Origin of the sequence: Serratia proteamaculans (assembly GCF_013337185.1) — a bacterium.
In the GTDB taxonomy this organism is placed as follows: domain Bacteria; phylum Pseudomonadota; class Gammaproteobacteria; order Enterobacterales; family Enterobacteriaceae; genus Serratia; species Serratia proteamaculans_D.
In genome coordinates, this window is the sequence record NZ_SWDE01000009.1 from 69,006 (window position 1) to 89,780 (window position 20,775).

Here is a 20,775-nt window from a genome sequence, read left to right on the forward strand (position 1 = left end):
CGGATGACTGCCGGTTACTGAGTATCAATAAGGACGTTTAACCAAGGGTATTACACACATGTCAGAACAAAACAGCACCGAGATGGCTTTCCAGATCCAACGTATTTATACCAAGGATATCTCCTTCGAAGCGCCAAAGGCTCCGCAGGTTTTCCAGCAGGAATGGCAGCCAGAAGTTAAACTGGATCTAGATACCGCTTCCAGCCAGTTGGCTGATGAAGTGTATGAAGTTGTACTGCGCGTAACCGTGACTGCGTCCCTGGGCGAAGAAACTGCGTTCCTGTGTGAAGTGCAGCAGGCGGGTATCTTCTCCGTAGCGGGCATCGACGGTACTCAACTGGCGCATTGCCTGGGTGCATACTGCCCGAACATCCTGTTCCCGTATGCGCGTGAGTGCATCACCAGCCTGGTTTCTCGCGGTACATTCCCGCAGTTGAACCTGGCACCGGTTAACTTTGACGCGCTGTTCATGAACTATCTGCAGCAGCAGTCAGAAGGCGAAGGTGCCGCCCCACATCAGGATGCCTGATGAACACCGTCAATGCTTCAATGACTGTAATCGGTGCCGGCTCGTACGGCACCGCATTAGCTATTACGCTGGCGCGTAACGGCCACTCCGTGGTGCTGTGGGGCCATAACCCCGAGCAAATTCAAAAAATGCAGCACGATCGCTGCAACCAGGCATTTCTTCCCGATGTAGCTTTCCCCGATACGCTGTTGCTCGAAGCCGATCTGGCGCGCGCGCTGGCTGCCAGCCGCGATGTGCTGGTGGTGGTGCCAAGCCATGTGTTCGGTGACGTGCTGCGCCAGTTGAAACCGCATCTGCGTCCGGATGCCCGCATTGTGTGGGCCACCAAAGGGCTGGAAGCGGAAACCGGCAGGCTGTTGCAGGACGTGGCGCGCGAAGCGCTGGGCGAGGCTATTCCGCTGGCGGTGGTCTCAGGGCCGACGTTCGCCAAAGAGCTGGCTGCCGGGCTGCCGACCGCGATTGCGCTGGCCTCTACCGATGCACAGTTCGCCGAAGATTTGCAGCAGTTGCTGCATTGCGGCAAAAGTTTCCGCGTATACAGCAACCCCGATTTTATCGGCGTTCAACTGGGCGGAGCGGTGAAGAACGTGATTGCCATCGGTGCCGGGATGTCTGACGGTATCGGTTTTGGTGCCAATGCGCGTACTGCACTGATTACCCGTGGCCTGACAGAAATGACCCGTCTCGGCTCTGCATTGGGCGCTGATCCATCGACCTTTATGGGCATGGCCGGGTTGGGCGATCTGGTGTTAACCTGCACCGATAATCAATCGCGTAACCGCCGTTTCGGTATTATGCTGGGGCAGGGTAAAGGCGTACAAGAAGCGCAGGACAGCATCGGTCAGGTAGTCGAAGGTTATCGCAATACCAAAGAGGTATTGGCGCTGGCGCAACGCTACGGCGTAGAAATGCCGATTACCGAACAGATTTATCAGGTGCTGTATTGCCATAAAAATGCCCAGGAAGCTGCGCTGAGCCTGCTTGGGCGTACCAGAAAAGACGAAAAGCACAGCGCATAACCTATAAAACCGATATGCGGGGCGGCATGCTGACCCGGCAATTGAATTGGGCTGTCTGACTGCGATGCGGTGAGGCAGCCTGTTTTGCAAGGCGGAGAGGAACCTGATGTCGTCAGAAGAGTTAGAGCAGGTCTGGAATAGCATCAAATCAGAGGCGAGAGAGCTGGCTGAGTGTGAACCGATGCTGGCTAGCTTTTATCATGCGACGTTGCTCAAGCACGACAACCTGGGTGGTGCGCTCAGCTATATTCTGGCAAACAAGTTGGCTAACCCGATTATGCCCGCTATTGCGGTGCGTGAAGTGGTGGAGGACGCCTACCTGGCCGATCAGCAAATGATCGCTTCGGCGGCTCGCGACATCCTGGCGGTACGCTTGCGTGACCCGGCAGTAGACAAGTACTCGACGCCGCTGCTGTACCTGAAAGGCTTCCACGCGCTGCAGGCATACCGTATTGGCCATTGGTTGTGGTTGCAGGGGCGGCAGGCACTGGCGATCTATCTGCAAAACCAAATTTCGGTCGCTTTTGGCGTGGATATCCACCCGGCGGCAACCATTGGCTGCGGCATCATGCTCGACCACGCCACCGGCATTGTGATCGGTGAAACCGCGGTGGTAGAAAACAACGTCTCTATTCTGCAGTCGGTCACCCTCGGCGGTACCGGGAAGACCAGCGGCGATCGCCATCCGAAGATCCGCGAAGGCGTAATGATTGGCGCCGGGGCTAAAATTCTCGGCAATATCGAAGTGGGAAAAGGCGCGAAAATCGGTGCCGGTTCAGTAGTGCTGCAATCGGTGCCACCGCATACTACGGCTGCCGGTGTGCCGGCGCGCATTGTCGGTCGGCCGGAAAGCGATACGCCATCGATGGATATGGATCAGTATTTCAACGGTACCAACCACGGCTTTGAGTACGGCGATGGCATTTAAGCCGGTGGGTTACAGAATAAAATCAGGGGAGCTTCGGCTCCCCTGATGCTTTTTAGCGCGGCGTTAACCCTGTTTCGGGAAAGCTACGGTATCGGCGACCATTTCATCGATTGCCGCTTTGACTTCTTCTTCCGTTACCGGTGAGCTGCCGTTGTTGACGGTTTTGCCGTAGTTCTTGCGCACAACCTCCAGCACCGTCTTGCCGGTATCTTGATCGATCAGCTGCGCTTCCAGGAACAGGGTGGTGTTTTGCGTCCGGTGCCCGGTGGCGGCCATGGTGCTGGCAACGACTGCGGCAACGGGCACCACTTCATAGAATTTCACGTCTTCATCTTCGGCGGAGACGGCGGTAATCGCCACTTTTGCCAGCAAGACGCGAGAACCCGCCGGGCTTTTCAGGATTGTCGTGCGCTCGGCTACCGCTTTTCTCATGCTTTGGTCGGTATAGTTCCTGATTTTATCCAGCGTTTGCTGGCTGACGCGATCGTTGGGTTTTGCCGCTGGATAGTAGACTACAGGGGAGAAATACACGCCTCGGTAGTTGGATTCTTTAAAGTCAGGATCGATCCAACGCAGCGTTTTATGTCCGCTTGGCGAGCTGGTTTCCTGCAGTTTGCTGTAGTCCGGCAGGAAGCCCGAGTACTGCTCTGTTTTAGTCACTTTCGATGCACAACCCGCCAGCAACAGGCCAGCCGCCAATACTGCAATGGCAACGCTCAAGCGTTGTTTTTTCATACGATTTCCTATGATGAGTGCCGATTACCCTTACAAAACATAGCTCATTATCTTCTGCTACAGCGATTGTTTTGGCGCCGAGCGTGCCATGTTTCAGAGCGGCCTATCAGGATCGTGATGTACAGCTTGTTTTTACCTGCAAAGCACGTGGTCAGGATTTGATCAGTGCGCCAGCATAGTCCAGCTGCCGCCAGGCTTCATACACCACCACGGCCACGGCATTAGACAGGTTCATGCTGCGGCTTTGCGCCTGCATGGGAATGCGGATTTTCTGCTGGGCGGGCAGCGCCTCGAGGATCTCTGCAGGAAGGCCGCGGGTTTCCGGTCCAAACAGCAGGTAATCGCCGGCCTGATAGCTGACCGCGCTGTGTGCCGGAGTGCCTTTGGTGGTCAGGGCAAACAGCCGCTGAGGGTTTTCGCTGGCGATAAAAGCGGCGTAGTCGGCGTGACGTCGGATGCTGGCGAATTCATGATAGTCCAGCCCGGCGCGGCGCAGGCGTTTGTCATCCCACGGGAAGCCCATCGGTTCTATCAGGTGCAGTTGAAAGCCGGTATTGGCGCACAGGCGGATGATATTACCGGTATTGGGTGGAATTTCAGGTTCGAATAAAACAATGTTCAACATGTAAAAAGCCCCTCATGACGAGGGGCGCAGAATAACAAAATCTTACCGACCTGTCTTAGGCGATCAGCGCTGATGCAGCGGTAGCCATAACACCAACCGCAGGCCACCGAGCGGACTGTCTTCCGCTTTTACCCAGCCGCGATGCTGGTTGACCGCCGCCTCTACGATTGCCAGGCCCAAACCGGTGCCACCGGAGGCGCGATCGCGTGCTTCGTCGGTGCGATAAAACGGACGGAAAATTTGCTCGCGATCTTCCGTACTGACGCCCGGGCCGTCGTCGTCGACCACAATAGTGATGCCCTGGTTGTCCGCGCTGAACGCCACGGCGATCCTGGTGTTTGAGTAGCGCAGCGCGTTACGCACAATGTTTTCCAGTGCGCTGTCCAACGCGCCGGCGTTGCCGAACAGCGTCCATGGACCGGGAGGGGCGGTAACTTCCAAATGCTTGCCCATTTGCTCGGCTTCAAAGCTGGCGTCATCGAGTACATTGGCCCACAGTTCATTGGCCAGCAGCCGCTCACGGACCAACTCGCTTTTCTGCTGTCCTCGTGACAACACCAACAGATCGTTGATCATCGAGTCCAGACGCTGCGCCTCGGTTTCGATGCGCTCCAGCTCACGCCCTTCGCCGTGGCGACGACGCATTAACGCGGTAGCCAGCTGCAGACGGGTTAGCGGGGTGCGCAGCTCATGCGAGATGTCGGAGATCAGCCGCTGTTGGGCGGTCATCATGCGTTCCAGAGAACTGACCATTTGGTTGAAACTGGCGCCGGTGGCCAGGAACTCTTGTGGCCCGGCTTCCAGTTCCGGATGCTGTTTCAGGTTGCCACGGGCGACGTCATCGGCCGCGTTTTTCAGCTTACGTGCCGGTTTCGCCAGACTCCAGGCCAGCCATAGCAGCAATGGGGCGCTGATCAACATGGTGACGATCAGCAACAGTAGCGGCCGGTCGAACATCAGGTTGATGAAATCGGATTGTGGGCTGTTGGCGGGGCGAATTAGATACAACTGGTAATTGTCTTCACCATCGCGCACGGAGAAGGGACCGACCAGCTCGACACGGCCGTATTTCTTCTTCTTCGGGTGGTCGGAATTATCAGATTGGCCGATAAAATTACGTACCAACTGCATTTCGTTGCGCTGCATGTTACCAATCACCCGGCCTTCGCTGGTGACCAGGATCAGACGCTGCCCTGGCGGGGCCCATTTTTCAATGGCGCGGAATAAACGCCGCCACCACATCAGGTCGTTGGCCGGATCGTTTTGCAACTCGGCCTCGACATGTTGTTCCAGCATCAGCCCCTGCCGCTGCTCGCTGTCCAGCAGCGAGGTCATTTGGCGGGAGTCGAGCTTGGGCACCATCAACACCAGCATCAGCACCAGGGCTAATGTGAACCAAAAAATGGCGAAGATGCGTGCCGTCAAACTGTTGATCATGTTGCAGATACCATTAAGTAACCCCGTCCACGCAACGTTTTGAACCACGGGTGGCCGTCTTTGCGGTTCGGTAGTTTACGTCGCAGGTTAGAGATGTGCATATCGATGGCGCGATCAAACGGCGTCAGACGTTTGCCCAGCACTTCCTGGCTAAGCAGTTCACGTGATACCACCTGGCCCAGATGCTGTGCCAGCAGGTACAACAGGGTAAATTCGGTGCCGGTAAGATCCAGCGTTTGGCCGTCAAAGCTGGCTTCCTGGCGGCCTGGATTGAGCTGCAAGCCGTCAACGTCCAGCGTGGGCGCGCCCGTATCGACGTTTTGCTGCTGTTCGCTCCAGTTGGAACGGCGCAGGATCGCCCGAATGCGAGCTACCAGCTCACGATCGTTAAAAGGTTTTGGCAAGTAGTCATCGGCACCCAGTTCCAGACCCAGTACGCGGTCCAATTCGCTGCCGCGTGCGGTCAGCATAATCACTGGCGTCTGGTGGTGCTGACGCAGCTCTTTTAACGTATCGATACCGTTTTTCTTCGGCATCATGATATCGAGCAACAGCAGATCAATGGAGCTGTCCAGAAGCGACAACGCCTGTTCACCATCGTAGGCCACGACGATGGTAAAACCTTCCATTTCAAGCAGTTCTTTTAACAGCGAGGTCAGCTCGCGGTCGTCGTCAACTAACAGAATTTTGTTCATTGTATTTTTTCCTCCTGACGCAAAATACGTCATCAACTGTTGGCATTCCATGACTTTACGTAGTTTTACATGCACTGACGCATGTTTGCAGGTGCAGCAGTACACTGCTCCTCGTTGATTCGCAAAGTGAGAAAGCACGAGGAGTTAAAATGCGTAAGGTGACCGCATTAGTTATGGCATCAATGCTGGCAATAGGTTCTACCGCTGCGTTTGCTGCTGACACTACATCGGAAACTGTACCGACTCCCGGCAACGACACGATGACTCGAGCACCAGGTCAGCACCACATGTTTGACGGTGTCAGCCTGACCGAAGAGCAGCGTCAGCGAATGCGCGATTTAATGCGCCAGGCCCGCCACGATTTGCCTGGTGTCAATGTAGCTGAAATGGAAGCCATGCATAAGCTGGTGACCGCAGACAAATTTGATGAAGCCGCCGTGTATGCCCAGGCGGAACAGATGGCTCAGCAACAGGTTAAGCGTCAGGTCGAAATGGCCAGAGTACGCAACCAAATGTATAACCTGCTGACGCCACAGCAAAAAAGTGTTTTAGACCGGAAACATCAGCAGCGCATGCAGCAGATGGAGCAACAAATTTCTGGTTTGCAGCAAACTTCTGCCCAGAAGTTAAGTATGACTGAGTAGTCCCTGTTTTTCCTTGCCATAGACACCATCCCTGTCTTCCCCCGCCATGATGGCGGGGTTTTTTTTGTCAATTTTTTAGTCGTTCTTGAGTTGTTGATTAAGATCACGGCATTAATGATTGTTCTTAGATGCACTCTATCCACTAATTGTATAGTAGCGATTGATTTTCTCTGTTATTTCTGTTTTTTCACCAATGCTCATTTTTGAATTTTTAGTGTTAACAATGAAACTTCCAATAGCCGTAGTATTCTCAAAGACACTTGAACAATGACTGTCAAATAAAGAGCAGCCAAGGAAGTAATTCCCTCCATTCTTTACTCCAAGTATATCCAGCAGAGTTGGAGCCAGAGCTAGTGAGTTTTTACCATCCACATCAAAATTTATTGTTGGTGCGTTTTTCTTATAAATCATCAATGGTATTTTATCAACAAATACATCGCTTTCTGAGTTAAATGTTTCCTTGAATTTTGGCGTAGGGAAGGCAGCATGATCAGCTGTAAATACAAGGATGGTATTGTCTGCAATTTTGCTATTTTTAAACTTCTCAAAAAAAACGCCGAACTGATGGTCAAGATTATGGAATTTATTATTGTATTCGTTATTGCCGTCACCAAATTTTTCGTCCGGACTATCCATTCCAATATGAGTGCCTACGGTGTAGACGCCTATAAAGAAAGGTTTATCATGGGGTTCATTAATTTTTTCCCACAGTAACTCATAGGTTTGTTTATCGGTTAACTTAATATCTGTGGCATCATTGAAATCCTCGTTACCATAAACATCATCAAATCCTAGTGTGGATATCATTTGGCTAAGATTTTCTTGTCTGCTGTTCGGAGCGATAAAATAAGATGTATAATTATGCGTTGCAAGTATGTTTGGTATACTGATCAATTTTCCGTTAAAACGTCTCTTTACCGTGGTAGCTGATACTTCACCTACACCAACATGTTCTGGATTGAATCCACCGAGGAATTGATAACCTGATGTCAGTTGTCCCCGGATACCACGAAATGTCGCTGCTGTATGGTTATAGTAATTTAAAAAATTGAAAGACTGCCGGGAGAGCTTGATAAGATTAGGTGTCATATTATCACTCATAACCACAGAGGATAGTCCTTCGGTAAAGATGACGACTATATTTTGGTTTTTTGAATGTAGCGACAGAGGAAGGCTGTCTTTTTCAGATGAGATAGACTCCCTTTTAAAGTATTTCGCATTGCTTGGGTTTATCGCATAGATGCTGCTATATTGGTTATATGCTTCATAAACGCTATTTGAAAATTTATATATTGGTGTGTTTTTCCATAATAAAATTGCCATCACTGAAGAAAATAATAAACAAACCAGTGGTAAGCCTTTAAGCGGTTTTTGAGATGATTTAAAAGATAAAGCAAAATAAAGTAGAGTGATTAATATTGTTGATGCAATAATTTCAACGCCTACCACTCTAGCTTCGCCAAGGTTTGTTATGGTTAATGGCTGTATGTAAAATCCCGTGTTAAATATTGAGGACAGCTGAACCCCTTCAATTACAACAAAAAACAGCGCAATTATTTTAATTAATAAGTATGATCTATATCGCACGAGCAAAGTGATTGCTGTCATTTCCATGATGAAGGGGAGTAAAAAACTGTGCGAAAAACCAACAATGTAAATTATTATAAATAATTTGATGGGGTAGGTTAAATTTGTGATTAATTTGTTCATTGCCGCTTCTTGTGATTATATACAGTTTAAACTAACTGTAATTGAAAGATGAATGGTATTTTATAGTGGGATAGTTGTTATTTTCAATAAATTGTTTTTTGTTTATGATTGAGGTTGTAGTTGTAATATTTTTGGTTTTTTGTCAGTGGTATTTTTATTTAATCATAATTATTATTTTTTTGTGAAAAAATAATAATTTAAGTTATCGGATGAAATAATTTAGATAGGTCGCGCCCAATATAAAAAGTATTTTTTTTGCGTAACCGGTTCCGAAGATATGCATTCCGTGACGTATAAAGCTAAATATTACATTTTTTCGTAGCACCAAAACTGGCCAGACTTAGGCAATATCATGCAAGGTGAGTCTTCCCCCGCCATGATGGCGGGGTTTTTTTTGTCCATCATTCCGCTATATTGACCCTCTCAATGTTTAACATGGATGGGTTATGGAACCGCAATATGCGCGTCTGGTGAAATCCGCCGCGTTAGCTGCCACTGCGTTGGCCTCCATACTGCTACTGATCAAGATTGTCGCCTGGTACCACACCGGTTCCGTGAGCCTGCTGGCGGCGCTGGTAGATTCATTGGTGGATATTGCCGCGTCGCTGACAAACTTGCTGGTGGTGCGTTATTCGCTGCAGCCAGCCGACGAGGAACACACCTTCGGGCATGGTAAGGCCGAGTCGCTGGCCGCGCTGGCGCAGAGCATGTTTATTTCCGGTTCGGCGCTGTTTCTGTTTCTGACCGGCTTCCAGCATCTGTACTCTCCGGAAACACTGCGCGATCCCGGTATTGGTATTGCCGTGACGGTGGTGGCGTTGTTCAGCACCTTGCTGCTGGTCACCTATCAGCGTTGGGTGGTAAGGAAAACCCGTAGTCAGGCAGTACGAGCAGATATGCTGCATTATCAGTCAGATGTCATGATGAATGGTGCTATTCTTATAGCGCTTGCGCTAAGCTGGTACGGTTTTCAACGAGCGGATGCGCTGTTTGCATTGGTCATTGGCGTCTACATTCTTTATAGCGCGTTGCGGATGGGTAATGAAGCTGTGCAATCGCTGCTGGACAGGGCATTGCCGGATGATGAACGTCAGGCGATCATTGATGTGATTTCTTCCTGGCCAGGGGTGAAAGGGGCGCACGATCTGCGGACCCGCCAGTCCGGTCCGACGCGTTTTATCCAGTTGCATCTGGAAATGGACGATGCGCTGCCGCTGATGCAGGCGCATCTTCTGGCCGAGCAAGTGGAGCAGGCATTGTTGCATCGTTTCCCCGGGGCGGATGTCCTCATCCACCAGGATCCCTGTTCTGTGGTACCAGAGGGCCGACAGGGGCGTTGGGAGCTATAATCAATGCAGGGCCTGTAAGATTGGTGCAACGGGTGAATGGCGGAGTTAGCTCGGCGTGCCATAGTGGTTTTTTACCGCAATATTGCGTGACTTGAATCAATTCAGCTGGGTGTTTTTGTTATAATATCCAGCAATAAGCCGTAAAGCTGATTTTCTGCAGCCGGAGAGGTTCCAAGACAATCGGCGAATACAGAATTCTTAAGAAATTGCATCTACAGTTCAGAGGTAGTCATGATCAAGAAAATCGGTGTACTGACGAGTGGCGGTGATTCGCCGGGTATGAACGCTGCGATCCGTGGCGTTGTGCGTGCTGCACTTTCAGAGGGTCTGGAAGTTTTTGGTATTTACGATGGCTACCTTGGCTTGTACGAAGATCGCATGGAAAAATTGGACCGCTACAGCGTGTCCGATATGATCAATCGCGGCGGCACCTTCCTTGGTTCAGCCCGTTTCCCGGAGTTCAGAGACGACAGCGTACGTGCCAAGGCGATTGAAAATCTGCAAAACCGCGGCATTGATGCGCTGGTGGTGATTGGCGGTGACGGTTCCTATATGGGCGCTAAACGCCTGACGGAAGAAGGTTTCCCTTGTATTGGCTTGCCGGGCACTATCGATAACGACGTGGCCGGTACCGACTACACCATCGGTTTCTTCACCGCGCTTGAAACCGTGGTGGAAGCGATTGACCGCCTGCGTGACACCTCATCTTCACATCAGCGTATTTCTATCGTTGAAGTGATGGGGCGTTATTGCGGCGATCTGACGCTGGCGGCGGCGATTGCCGGCGGTTGCGAGTTCATCGTATTGCCTGAAATTGAGTTCAACCGCGAAGATCTGGTGTGTGAAATCAAAGCCGGTATCGAAAAGGGTAAAAAACACGCGATCGTGGCGATCACCGAGCATATCTGCGATATCGATGAGCTGGCGCGCCATATCGAGCAAGAAACCAAGCGTGAAACCCGCGCTACCGTGTTGGGGCATATTCAGCGCGGCGGTTCTCCGGTAGCTTACGACCGTATTCTGGCTTCCCGCATGGGCGCTTACGCCATCGAGCTGTTGTTGCAGGGCTACGGTGGCCGCTGTGTCGGTATCCAAAACGAGAAGATGGTGCACCACGACATCATCGATGCGATCGAAAATATGAAGCGTCCATTCAAGGGCGACTGGCTGGATACGGCGAAAAAGCTGTACTGATCCCGTTTTTATTCAGGCAATCGAAGCCTCCGCATGCGGAGGCTTTTTTTATGTCTGCCGCGGTATATTCCAGAATCGTCTAGCCCAACATTTTTTATTCTTTAATTGATAGACCAGTTTCTGGCAGGCTCTGATGCTAAATCAACCGATTGAGGTTGCGATTATTTTTCCTGGGGAGCGAGTCGATGCGTACGAGTAAATGGGGTGTAGGTCTGACAATCATGCTGCTGGCGTCCGGCGCTATGGCGAAAGATATCCAATTGCTGAACGTTTCATACGACCCGACGCGTGAATTCTATCAGGAATACAACACCGCATTCGGTAAATACTGGCAGCAACAGACCGGCGATAAAGTCACGGTTCGCCAGTCGCATGGCGGCTCCGGCAAGCAGGCGACCTCGGTGATTAACGGCATTGAGGCAGACGTGGTGACACTGGCGCTGGCCTATGACGTGGACGCTATCGCCGAGCGCGGGCGCATTGACAAAGCGTGGATCAAACGCCTGCCGGACAACTCGGCGCCTTATACCTCGACCATTGTGTTCCTGGTGCGCAAAGGCAACCCAAAACAAATTCACGACTGGGCGGATTTGATCAAACCGGGTGTCTCGGTAATCACGCCGAACCCGAAAACCTCTGGCGGCGCGCGTTGGAACTATCTGGCAGCCTGGGGTTACGCGCTGCATCAGAACAATAACGATCAGGCCAAGGCGCAAGAATTCGTTAAAAACCTGTATAAGAACGTCGAAGTGCTGGATTCCGGTGCACGAGGCTCAACCAATACCTTCGTTGAACGCGGTATCGGTGATGTTCTGATCGCCTGGGAGAACGAAGCGCTGCTGGCGGAAAAAGAGCTGGGTAAGGACAAATTTGAAATTATCACTCCAAGCGAATCGATTCTGGCTGAGCCGACCGTGTCGGTAGTGGATAAAGTGGTTGATAAGCGCGGTACCCGCGATGTGGCTACGGCTTACCTTAAGTATCTGTATACGCCGGAAGGGCAGACCATTGCGGCGAAAAACTATTACCGTCCACGCGATGCGGCAGTGGCGGCCAAGTTTGCCGACCAGTTCCCGAAACTGAAGTTGTTCACCGTGGATGATACTTTCGGTGGTTGGACCCAGGCGCAGAAGGTGCACTTTGCCACCGGCGGTGTGTTTGACCAAATAAGCAAACGTTGATGCTCAATGGGCAGCAATAAAAAACCCCGGCAAGCCGGGGTTTTGTTATTTATTAGCCGGGTGAAATCAGGCTTTTTTAGCTGCTGCAGCGGCTTTGACGATCACGGCGAAAGCATCGGCTTTCAGTGATGCGCCGCCAACCAGCGCGCCGTCGATGTCCGGCTGAGTGAACAGCTCGGCAGCATTTTTATCGTTCACGGAGCCGCCGTACTGGATGATCACTTCTGCAGCCACGGCTGCGTCCTGCTTGGCGATGTGATCGCGGATAAATTTGTGTACTGCCTGTGCTTGCGCAGGGGTAGCAGATTTACCGGTACCGATAGCCCAAATTGGCTCATAAGCGATAACCGCGCCTTTAAAGGCTTCTGCACCCTGGGTTTTCAGTACGGCGTCGATCTGGCGTGCGCAAACTTCTTCGGTTTTACCCGCTTCGTTTTCAGCGTCTGTTTCACCGATGCACAGCACTGGGATCAGACCGGCAGTTTTCAGCACGGCAAATTTCTCGGCGATCGCAGCGTCAGTTTCTTTGTGGTAAGTGCGACGCTCGGAGTGGCCGATGATGATGTATTGCGCACCAATATCTTTCAGCATGTCGGCGGAAACTTCACCGGTGAATGCGCCGGACAGGTTCACGTCTACGTTTTGGGCGCCCAGAGCGATGCGGCTGCCGGCCAGTGCGTGCTTGGCCTGGTCCAGGTACATGACCGGTGGTGCGATAGCGACGCCACAACCGTCAACGCTGCTCAGTTCATTGCGCAGCGCGGCGATCAGTTCGTTAACCATGTGAGTGCTGCCGTTAAGCTTCCAGTTACCCATAACTAATGGATGACGCATGTTTTTTCCTCCAACAAGGGAACGCGAGAGTCGAAATAACCACTGCCGGACCGGCAGTTTACCTGCCCAACAGTATAGAGATGATTAAGCGCGAAGGCTTTGCTTTTCGTCATTAAATGACCAGCTGTTACGGCTCGGATAGCGTCAGCTTAACCGGTTCAACAGCGAAAGTTACCCCTTTATCGCCGTTGTCCGCGACCACATAACGGATCGCACCGACCTGCTGTTGGTAAAAGCGTGACCCTTTGCCTTTCTCCAGCAGGTTGGCTACTTTGCTCAGGCTTTTTTCCACCGTCAGCGCCGGTTCAAACTGGCGCATCAGTGCGGCCATATAGCTGATGGCAATGGTACGGGCCGCCTTTTCTTCGCTGCTTTGCTGCAGCGGCAGATGGGTAATTTGCAGCGTTTTGATTTTGCCGGTGCCCTTCTCCAGCGCAGTGGAGGCATAGAGATTTTCGTTCAGCTTGCTGGCGGCTCGCGTCAGCAGTGGCGTATCGTCTTCTGCGGTGGCGATGGCGCGAAATTCGCCAATCGGCAGCGCCGGGTTGTCGCGGTTATATTTTTCGCGGAATTTTACCACTGTCAGATCAAACGTCGGCGCCCCTGCCTGCAGGTACGGCGCGGTGGGTGATGCACTGACTGTGGCATCCGGCGGATCGGCCCAGGCGCTGCTGATACTCAGCAACAGGCCGGCGATGGCGATGGTTTTTCTCAGCATGGTATAACACGGCATCAAGAACAAAGATGGCTCCGATTAAAGCGATAACCGAGGGGGATTGTCAAAGATCCCGCGTCATTATCGCTTGCTGACAGGAAAGCTGTGCGTTACTCCGCGTAATGCGGGGCAGAAATCTTCGCCCGGCAGTGCCTATGTTACACTGCACGGCAGAATATGGGCAGGCTAACAACGCAGGATTCAATGACAATACAACAGTGGTGCTTTTCGTTTAAGGGCCGAATTGGGCGGCGTGATTTTTGGATTTGGATGGTGCTGTGGCTGGTGCTGATGGTTGTGGCTTTTTCTCTCGCCAGTCGTGAGCTGGTGGATATCCAGACCATCGCATTCTTTATCGTGGGCTTGCTATGGCCGACGGCGGCGGTGCTGGTGAAACGGCTGCATGACCGTAATAAAGCCGGTTGGTGGGCGTTATTGCTGATCCTGGCGTGGTTGCTGGCGGCGGGCAACTGGGACATGCTGGCACCGCTCTGGCAATGGGGCGTCGGGCGTTTTATCCCGACGCTGATCATTGTGATGATGATGATCGATTTGGGCGCCTTTGTTGGCACGCCCGAGACCAACCGTTTTGGCCCGCCGGCCGAGCCGGTGAAGTTCAGCGCACAATGAGGTGGCAGCTTACCAGTATTGCTCGCTGGTGATATGGCCAGGCTTGCGGCGCAGGTGCTTGCGCATCTGCCGCTGCTCCTTCAGCGTTTGCTGGGTATCCCGCACCATTTGCGGGTTACCGCACAGCATTACATGGTCGGTTTCCGCGTTGAGGGGTAATCCCACCGCCGCTTCCAGCCGACCATCCTCGATCAGTGCCGGCACGCGGCCGGTCAGCGAGCCGGTGACTTCTTCACGGCTGACAATAGTCTGAATGCGCAGTTTGCCGTTGTAACGCTGCTGTAATTGCTGCATCAGCGGCAGGTAGCTGAGATCGCGCGCAAAGCGGGTGGCATGCACCAGCACCAGATTTTTGAAGCGCTCCAGGTCTTTGCCTTCCTGCAGCATCGACAGGTAAGGGCCGATGGCGGTGCCGGTCGCCAGCATCCACAGGGTGTCGCATTCAGGCACTTCCTCCAGCACGAAAAATCCGGCGGCCTCTTTGGTCACCATCACTTCGGAACCTGGTCGCAGCTGATTGAGGCGTGGGCTCAGTTTGCCTTCCGGCACGGTGACCAGGTAAAACTCCAGGTTCGGATCGCTGGGGGCGTTGACGTAGGAATAGGCGCGTTGCACGCGTTCGCCGTCGATTTCCAGCGCCAGTTTGGCAAATTGCCCGGCGAAAAAGGGAGCAATGGGGGCATGGACGGTGATGCTGAACAACCCGTCGGTCCATTGCGTGACTTGCGTAACCTTGCCATTAACCCAGTCAGCCATACTCTAAAGCTCCAATGGTCGAATCAAATAAGCACAATGTCGTGAGCCGGAAATGGCGTGCGCAGTACGTTCTATGCGATAGCCTTGGCCAAACAGACGGTTAAACAGTTGTAGCTCCGAGTTGCACAGGCTGCTGCAAGCGGTGGCCGCCACGCCGATTGGGCAGTGGTTTTCCACCAATAGCATGCCTTGCGGGTGCTCTAACAGTTCGGCCATGTAGCCATCATGCTGCCGCAGGCGCACCAATCGGGCGAGTTTGGCCTGATGGCAGTCCTCCTCAGACAGTTCTTCAGCATAGCGCTGATAAAGCTTGTCTTCGCGCGCGCTGAGCAACTGCTCCACTCCTTCGGCACCAAACAACTGATGAGCCGATCCCAACAACTCTGTCGCCAGCCGATCGTGGCCATTGGCAAACTGGGCGTGGCCCTGCTGGGTCAGCGACCAGTAGCGTGTGGGGCGACCTACCTTGGTGCGCGCTTCCTCGTAACCCACCAGCTCACGTTTTTCCAGAGATTGCAGATGCTGACGAATACCCATGGGGGTGATGTCCAGACGCTCAGCCAGCATTTTGGCGGAATGCGGCCCCAAGGTTTTTAACTGCAATAAAATCAGCTCTGTTGTCTTCATAAACCCAATCCCTATGGCGTTATTTTATTTCAAGATGATGAAAATAATTATCGATTAAATGCTAAAGCCAAACTATTGAAAGTTTGCCATTTTTAACCCATAAGCAGTAGACGTACAGTTTAATTTACGAGGCTGGTTGGCTTTGCTGCCACTGTGACGCAGATCAATATCTGTCTGAAACTCGCTAAAAAAATTAAATTTGTTAGCTTATGCCGCCATAGAGGGCTGCTCGCCGTTCTGGCTGAATTTGGGGCCATACCGGGACGCTGTGACGAGTTAATACGTTAACGAAGATAATGAGAAAAATAGAAAACTTTCACCTGTTGGTGATGCTTACACTGTTAGTGGCCGTCGGTCAGATGGCACAAACCATTTATGTCCCCGTGATTGCTGATATTGCCAAGGATCTGTCGGTGCGCTCCGGTGCCGTGCAGCGGGTGATGGCGGCTTATCTGATGACCTATGGTTTCTCGCAGTTGATTTACGGCCCGCTGTCGGACCGTATTGGCCGTCGGCCGGTGATCCTGGCCGGGATGATGATCTTCATGATGGGTGCGCTTGGCGCGCTGTTGTCCACGAACCTGACGATGCTGGTTGCCGCCAGCGCCATTCAGGGGATGGGGACCGGTGTGGCGGGGGTGATGGCGCGAACCATGCCGCGTGATCTGTATGCCGGTACTTCGCTGCGCTATGCCAACAGCCTGCTCAACATGGGCATTCTGGTCAGCCCGTTGCTGGCACCGATCATCGGTGGGGCATTGGCGATGGTATTTGGCTGGCGCGCCTGTTATGCCTTCCTGTTGGTGTTGTGCGCCGGAGTGGCCTTCGCCATGTTCCGCTGGCTGCCGGAAACCCGACCGCAGCAGACTGAAAAAAGGCGTATGTTGGCAAGCTTCCGCAAGCTGCTGGCGGACAGTACTTTCAGCTGTTATCTGGTGATGCTGATTGGTGCTCTGGCGGGGATCGCGGTCTTTGAAGCCAGCTGCGGCGTGCTGATGGGGGGCGTACTCGGCCTTAGCGGGCTGACCGTCAGTATCCTGTTTATTCTGCCCATCCCGGCGGCGTTCTTTGGTGCCTGGTATGCCGGTCGTGACGGCAAAAGTTTCCACAGTCTGGTGTGGCATTCGGTGATCAGTTGCCTGCTGGCGGGTCTGATGATGTGGATCCCCGGGTGGTTTGGCGTGATGAATATCTGGACGCTGATTGTGCCGGCGGCGCTGTTCTTCTTCGGTGCCGGGATGCTATTCCCGCTGGCCACTACCGGGGCGATGGAGCCGTTTCCCTATCTGGCTGGTGCGGCGGGCGCATTGGTCGGGGGCATGCAGAACATGGGTTCCGGTCTGGCGACCTGGCTTTCCGCCATGCTGCCGCAGACCGGGCAGTTCAGCCTCGGCCTGCTGATGTTTGCCATGGCATTACTGATTCTGCTGTGCTGGTGGCCGTTATCGCACCGGATGCAGCATCAGGGACATACCGTATAAAACTGACAGGGCGCCTTCGGCGCCCTGATCATTTACAGCAGGAATTCGTGCAGCGCCGGGTCTTTACGATCCAGATAATGGGTCGAGCGGATGCGGCGGATAGTGCGTGATTTGCCGCGGATCAGCAGGGTTTCCGTGGTGGCCATATTGCCCTGACGGCTAATGCCTTCCAATAAATCGCCCTTGGTGATGCCGGTAGCGGAGAAGATCACGTTGTCGTTGCGTGCCATATCATCCAGCAGCAACACTTTGCCGGCTTCAATGCCCATCTCTTTGCAGCGCGCCAGTTCTTCCTCGCCGATACGGCGATTCTCGGCGCTGTCGCCCTTCACCTGGTGGCGTGGTAACAAACGCGCTTGCATATCGCCATCCAGTGCGCGGATCACCGCAGCGGAAATGACCCCTTCAGGCGCGCCGCCGATGCCGTACATCACGTCGACTTCACTGTCGGGCATACAGGTCAGGATCGAGGCCGCCACGTCGCCGTCGGGAATAGCGAAGACTCGCACCCCAAGTTGCTGCATCTGGGCGATAACTCCGTCGTGACGCGGCTTGGCCAGAATGACCACCGTCAATTGACTCAGCGGCTTGCCCAGACAGACCGCGACCTTGTTCAGGTTCTCAGCCAGCGGCAGGTTAAGGTCGATAGCGCCGCGTGCTGCCGGGCCCACCACCAGTTTTTCCATATACATGTCGGGGGCGTGCAGGAAGGTGCCGCGATCGCCCACTGCCAGTACTGCCAACGCATTGGGCTGGCCCATGGCGGTCATGCGGGTGCCTTCGATAGGGTCGACGGCGATATCCACCGCGTCGCCCTGGCCACTGCCGACCTGCTCGCCGATATACAGCATTGGCGCTTCATCAATTTCGCCTTCGCCGATCACGATGCGGCCATCGATATCCACTTTATTGAGCATAATGCGCATTGCGTTGACTGCAGCACCATCGGCGGCGTTCTTGTCGCCGCGTCCCAACCATTTGTAGCCCGCCAGCGCGGCGGCTTCGGTAACACGGGAAAATTCGATGGCTAATTCACGTTTCATGGCAAAACCTGTCTGTGAGAAAGGGAGAAAATATCGACAAAGTTTATCACAGCGGGCGATGGTGGGGCGGGGCAAAAAAAACGCGCCGCCCGGAGGCAGCGCGTGATGGGGTTAACCTGACCAAACAGCGTTAGTCGTGTTCTTCCCATGCTTGCGCGCGGGCTACCGCTTTTTTCCAGCCGCTGTAACGGAAGTTACGTTCGGTGGTTTCAATGCTTGGACGGAACTCACGCTCGATGACCGCCTTGCTCTTCACTTCATCCAGGTCATTCCAGTAGCCGATAGCCAGACCGGCGAGGAATGCCGCACCGAGCGCAGTCGACTCCCGCACTTCAGGACGCTCTACACGGGTCCCGAGGATGTCAGACTGGAACTGCATCAGGAAGTTGTTGGCGACCGCACCACCGTCCACACGCAGCGATTGCAGGCGGGTGTTGGAGTCAGCCTGCATGGCATCCAGCACGTCGCGCGTCTGGTAGGCAATGGATTCCAGCGTGGCACGGATGATGTGGTTGCTGTTCGCGCCACGGGTCAGACCGAAGATCGCACCGCGGGCATACGGGTCCCAGTAAGGCGCGCCCAGACCGGTGAAGGCAGGTACCACATATACGCCGTTGCTGTCTTTCACCTTGGTGGCGAAGTATTCGGAGTCGGCCGCATCGCTGATCAGTTTCAGCTCATCGCGCAGCCACTGAATAGAAGCGCCGCCGATGAAGACTGCGCCTTCCAGTGCGTAGTTCACTTCGCCGCGTGGGCCGCAGGCGATAGTGGTCAGCAGGCCGTGGTTCGAACGTACCGCTTCTTTGCCGGTGTTCATCAGCAGGAAGCAGCCGGTGCCGTAGGTGTTTTTCGCCATACCCGGTTGAACGCACAATTGGCCGTAAAGTGCCGCCTGCTGGTCACCGGCAATACCGGCGATAGGAATACGCGTACCGCCTTTACCCCCGATGTTGGTCTGACCGTACACTTCAGAGGATGGACGGACTTTCGGCAACATGGCGCGCGGGATATCCAGCGCTTCCAGCATGCGCTCATCCCAGTCCAGCTCATGGATATTGAACATCATGGTGCGCGAGGCGTTGGTGTAATCGGTCACATGCACCCGCCCCTGGGTCATTTTCCACACCAGCCAGGTGTCGACGGTACCGAACAACAGTTCGCCACGCTTGGCGCGTTCACGGGCGCCTTCAACATGATCGAGGATCCATTTTACCTTGGTGCCGGAGAAGTACGGGTCAACCACCAGGCCGGTGTTGTGACGGATGTACTCTTCCATGCCATCGCGCTTGAGTTTTTCACAGATATCGGCGGTACGGCGGCATTGCCAGACGATGGCGTTATAGATCGGTTTACCGGTCTCTTTTTCCCAGACGATGGTGGTTTCACGCTGGTTGGTGATGCCGATACCGGCGATCTGATCGGAGTTTATGTCGGCTTTCGCCAGTACTTCCACCAGCGTGGAGCTCTGTGATGACCAGATCTCCATCGGGTCATGCTCAACCCAGCCGGCTTTCGGGTAAATCTGCGTGAATTCACGCTGCGACACCGCAACAATATTGGCATCGTGGTCCAGCACTACGGCACGTGAACTGGTAGTTCCCTGGTCGAGCGCGACAATGTATTTTTTTTCTACAGTCATGATTTTAGTCCTGCTGTTGTTAACCGTTTTAAAACTGTGCCAATCACGCTTTACGCTGCTGAGCCTTGGCGGCGGGTTTTTCTTCTTCTACGCAAACGTCACACGGCAGATTGCGGCCAATGAGCATGCGGTAGCCGAAGGCACCCAGGCAGGCACCGATGATTGGGCCAAAGATTGGCACCAGGAAGTACGGGATATCACGTGCACCGGTGAAGGCCACTTTGCCCCAACCGGCCAGATAGGCGAACATTTTCGGACCGAAGTCACGTGCCGGGTTCAGCGCAAAGCCGGTCAATGGTCCCATAGAGGCGCCGATCACGGCAATCAGAATACCGATTAACAGCGGTGCCAGCGGGCCACGTGGAATGCCGTTGCCGTCGTCGGTCAGCGCCAGGATCAGGCACATCAGGATCGCGGTAATCACCGTTTCAACCAGGAAAGCCTGACCCACGGAGATGTGTGCATTAGGGTAAGTGGAGAAGATGCCGGCCAGCGCCAGGCTTTCGTCGCTGCCACGCACCATATGGTTGGCCGCTTCAAAATCGAAGAACAGGTTGTAATACAACCCGTAGACCAGCGCTGCGGCGCAGAAGGCTCCGGCGATCTGCGCGACGATGTAAGGCAGTACCTTGCGTCCGTCAAAGCAGGCGAACAGCCACAGTGCGATGGTGACTGCCGGGTTGAGATGCGCGCCAGAGATGGCAGCGGTCAGATAGATGGCCATGGCAACGCCCAGGCCCCAAATGATACTGATTTCCCACTGGCCGAAGCTGGCGCCAGCCAGTTTCAACGCGGCAACGCAGCCTACGCCAAAAAATATCAACAGGCCGGTGCCGAGAAACTCGGCGATACATTGGCCTTTTAGGGTCGGACTGGTGGTTTGGCTCATAATGTTGTTGTCCTGCAAAACGGCGGTTATGGGTTTATAGGCTCGGGATGTGTATCGATCTGGCCTATGGGTACAGTTTTTTCATCTCGTCCAATTATTAATTGAGGACGTGATG

General features: G+C 53.6%; 21 protein-coding genes. 9 read left to right on the top strand and 12 right to left on the bottom strand.

The window, feature by feature from the left end:
- The first annotated feature begins 58 nt into the window (after nucleotides 1–58).
- From secB to cysE, 3 genes are all read left to right on the top strand, one after another.
- Nucleotides 59–529 carry a protein-export chaperone SecB gene (gene secB, locus FCL49_RS23525; protein ID WP_012147489.1) on the top strand — a complete coding sequence of 157 codons (471 nt, stop codon included), beginning with the start codon at nucleotides 59–61 and terminating at the stop codon, nucleotides 527–529.
- The gene (gene gpsA, locus FCL49_RS23530) at nucleotides 529–1,548 is read left to right on the top strand and encodes an NAD(P)H-dependent glycerol-3-phosphate dehydrogenase (RefSeq protein ID WP_174355348.1); all 1,020 of its coding nucleotides are present in this window, start codon (nucleotides 529–531) and stop codon (nucleotides 1,546–1,548) included. The genes secB and gpsA overlap by 1 nt, the downstream gene beginning before the upstream one ends.
- Nucleotides 1,549–1,654: 106 nt before the next feature.
- Entirely contained in the window at nucleotides 1,655–2,476 is an 822-nt protein-coding gene (cysE, locus tag FCL49_RS23535) for a serine O-acetyltransferase (protein ID WP_174355349.1), read from the top strand.
- A 63-nt stretch (nucleotides 2,477–2,539) separates the two neighbouring features.
- Here the strand turns inward: cysE and FCL49_RS23540 are convergent, their stop codons facing one another.
- From FCL49_RS23540 to cpxR, 4 genes are all read right to left on the bottom strand, one after another.
- Nucleotides 2,540–3,211, bottom strand: coding sequence for a DUF3313 domain-containing protein (locus tag FCL49_RS23540; protein WP_174355350.1), 672 nt, complete (start codon nucleotides 3,209–3,211; stop codon nucleotides 2,540–2,542).
- A gap of 151 nt (nucleotides 3,212–3,362) precedes the next feature.
- Entirely contained in the window at nucleotides 3,363–3,836 is a 474-nt protein-coding gene (trmL, locus tag FCL49_RS23545; protein WP_012147485.1) for a tRNA (uridine(34)/cytosine(34)/5-carboxymethylaminomethyluridine(34)-2'-O)-methyltransferase TrmL, read from the bottom strand.
- 63 nt (nucleotides 3,837–3,899) lie between these two features.
- Nucleotides 3,900–5,273: an envelope stress sensor histidine kinase CpxA gene (cpxA, locus tag FCL49_RS23550; protein ID WP_017894427.1), complete on the bottom strand. Its 1,374-nt coding sequence runs from the start codon at nucleotides 5,271–5,273 to the stop codon at nucleotides 3,900–3,902.
- Nucleotides 5,270–5,968 (bottom strand): envelope stress response regulator transcription factor CpxR, encoded by a 699-nt coding sequence (gene cpxR / locus FCL49_RS23555; RefSeq protein ID WP_004953234.1) that lies wholly within the window; start codon nucleotides 5,966–5,968, stop codon nucleotides 5,270–5,272. Before cpxR ends, cpxA begins: the two co-directional genes overlap by 4 nt.
- Before the next feature lie 149 nt (nucleotides 5,969–6,117).
- On the opposite strand from cpxR, the gene cpxP reads away from it, so the two are divergent.
- Entirely contained in the window at nucleotides 6,118–6,612 is a 495-nt protein-coding gene (cpxP, locus tag FCL49_RS23560; RefSeq protein ID WP_174355351.1) for a cell-envelope stress modulator CpxP, read from the top strand.
- Between the two features lie 135 nt (nucleotides 6,613–6,747).
- Here cpxP and FCL49_RS23565 read toward each other — a convergent pair whose 3' ends face one another.
- A complete protein-coding gene (locus FCL49_RS23565) occupies nucleotides 6,748–8,322 on the bottom strand; it encodes an LTA synthase family protein (protein WP_174355352.1) in 1,575 nt (524 codons plus the stop codon).
- 446 nt (nucleotides 8,323–8,768) lie between these two features.
- Here FCL49_RS23565 and fieF point away from each other — a divergent pair, with 446 nt between their 5' ends.
- The 3 genes from fieF (at nucleotide 8,769) to FCL49_RS23580 (ending at nucleotide 12,046) form a co-directional block, all read left to right on the top strand.
- Nucleotides 8,769–9,671: a CDF family cation-efflux transporter FieF gene (gene fieF / locus FCL49_RS23570; RefSeq protein ID WP_174355353.1), complete on the top strand. Its 903-nt coding sequence runs from the start codon at nucleotides 8,769–8,771 to the stop codon at nucleotides 9,669–9,671.
- Nucleotides 9,672–9,902: 231 nt separating this feature from the next.
- Nucleotides 9,903–10,865 (top strand): 6-phosphofructokinase, encoded by a 963-nt coding sequence (gene pfkA, locus FCL49_RS23575; protein ID WP_174355354.1) that lies wholly within the window; start codon nucleotides 9,903–9,905, stop codon nucleotides 10,863–10,865.
- A gap of 185 nt (nucleotides 10,866–11,050) precedes the next feature.
- Nucleotides 11,051–12,046 (top strand): sulfate ABC transporter substrate-binding protein, encoded by a 996-nt coding sequence (locus FCL49_RS23580; RefSeq protein ID WP_174355355.1) that lies wholly within the window; start codon nucleotides 11,051–11,053, stop codon nucleotides 12,044–12,046.
- 66 nt (nucleotides 12,047–12,112) lie between these two features.
- On the opposite strand, the gene tpiA is transcribed toward FCL49_RS23580, so the two are convergent.
- A complete protein-coding gene (gene tpiA / locus FCL49_RS23585) occupies nucleotides 12,113–12,880 on the bottom strand; it encodes a triose-phosphate isomerase (protein ID WP_012147479.1) in 768 nt (255 codons plus the stop codon).
- Nucleotides 12,881–13,007: 127 nt separating this feature from the next.
- Nucleotides 13,008–13,598, bottom strand: coding sequence for a DUF1454 family protein (locus FCL49_RS23590; protein WP_174355356.1), 591 nt, complete (start codon nucleotides 13,596–13,598; stop codon nucleotides 13,008–13,010).
- Between the two features lie 201 nt (nucleotides 13,599–13,799).
- On the opposite strand from FCL49_RS23590, the gene FCL49_RS23595 reads away from it, so the two are divergent.
- On the top strand, nucleotides 13,800–14,225 hold the full coding sequence (locus FCL49_RS23595; protein WP_174355357.1) for a DUF805 domain-containing protein: 426 nt from the start codon (nucleotides 13,800–13,802) through the stop codon (nucleotides 14,223–14,225).
- Between the two features lie 9 nt (nucleotides 14,226–14,234).
- Here the strand turns inward: FCL49_RS23595 and fpr are convergent, their stop codons facing one another.
- Together fpr and FCL49_RS23605 are read right to left on the bottom strand one after the other, a co-directional pair.
- On the bottom strand, nucleotides 14,235–14,981 hold the full coding sequence (fpr, locus tag FCL49_RS23600) for a ferredoxin--NADP(+) reductase (RefSeq protein WP_174355358.1): 747 nt from the start codon (nucleotides 14,979–14,981) through the stop codon (nucleotides 14,235–14,237).
- A gap of 3 nt (nucleotides 14,982–14,984) precedes the next feature.
- Complete coding sequence (locus FCL49_RS23605; RefSeq protein ID WP_012147475.1) at nucleotides 14,985–15,608, bottom strand: helix-turn-helix transcriptional regulator; 624 nt, start codon at nucleotides 15,606–15,608, stop codon at nucleotides 14,985–14,987.
- A 296-nt stretch (nucleotides 15,609–15,904) separates the two neighbouring features.
- Here FCL49_RS23605 and emrD point away from each other — a divergent pair, with 296 nt between their 5' ends.
- Nucleotides 15,905–17,089 carry a multidrug efflux MFS transporter EmrD gene (gene emrD, locus FCL49_RS23610; RefSeq protein WP_135318506.1) on the top strand — a complete coding sequence of 395 codons (1,185 nt, stop codon included), beginning with the start codon at nucleotides 15,905–15,907 and terminating at the stop codon, nucleotides 17,087–17,089.
- Between the two features lie 32 nt (nucleotides 17,090–17,121).
- Here emrD and glpX read toward each other — a convergent pair whose 3' ends face one another.
- The 3 genes from glpX to FCL49_RS23625 all read right to left on the bottom strand — a co-directional run bounded on the left by glpX (nucleotide 17,122) and on the right by FCL49_RS23625 (nucleotide 20,660).
- Nucleotides 17,122–18,132 carry a class II fructose-bisphosphatase gene (glpX, locus tag FCL49_RS23615; protein ID WP_017894418.1) on the bottom strand — a complete coding sequence of 337 codons (1,011 nt, stop codon included), beginning with the start codon at nucleotides 18,130–18,132 and terminating at the stop codon, nucleotides 17,122–17,124.
- A 130-nt stretch (nucleotides 18,133–18,262) separates the two neighbouring features.
- On the bottom strand, nucleotides 18,263–19,771 hold the full coding sequence (gene glpK / locus FCL49_RS23620) for a glycerol kinase GlpK (RefSeq protein ID WP_112349227.1): 1,509 nt from the start codon (nucleotides 19,769–19,771) through the stop codon (nucleotides 18,263–18,265).
- A gap of 43 nt (nucleotides 19,772–19,814) precedes the next feature.
- Nucleotides 19,815–20,660, bottom strand: a complete 846-nt coding sequence (locus FCL49_RS23625; RefSeq protein ID WP_012147471.1) for an MIP/aquaporin family protein — start codon at nucleotides 20,658–20,660, stop codon at nucleotides 19,815–19,817.
- Between the last annotated feature and the right edge of the window lie 115 nt (nucleotides 20,661–20,775).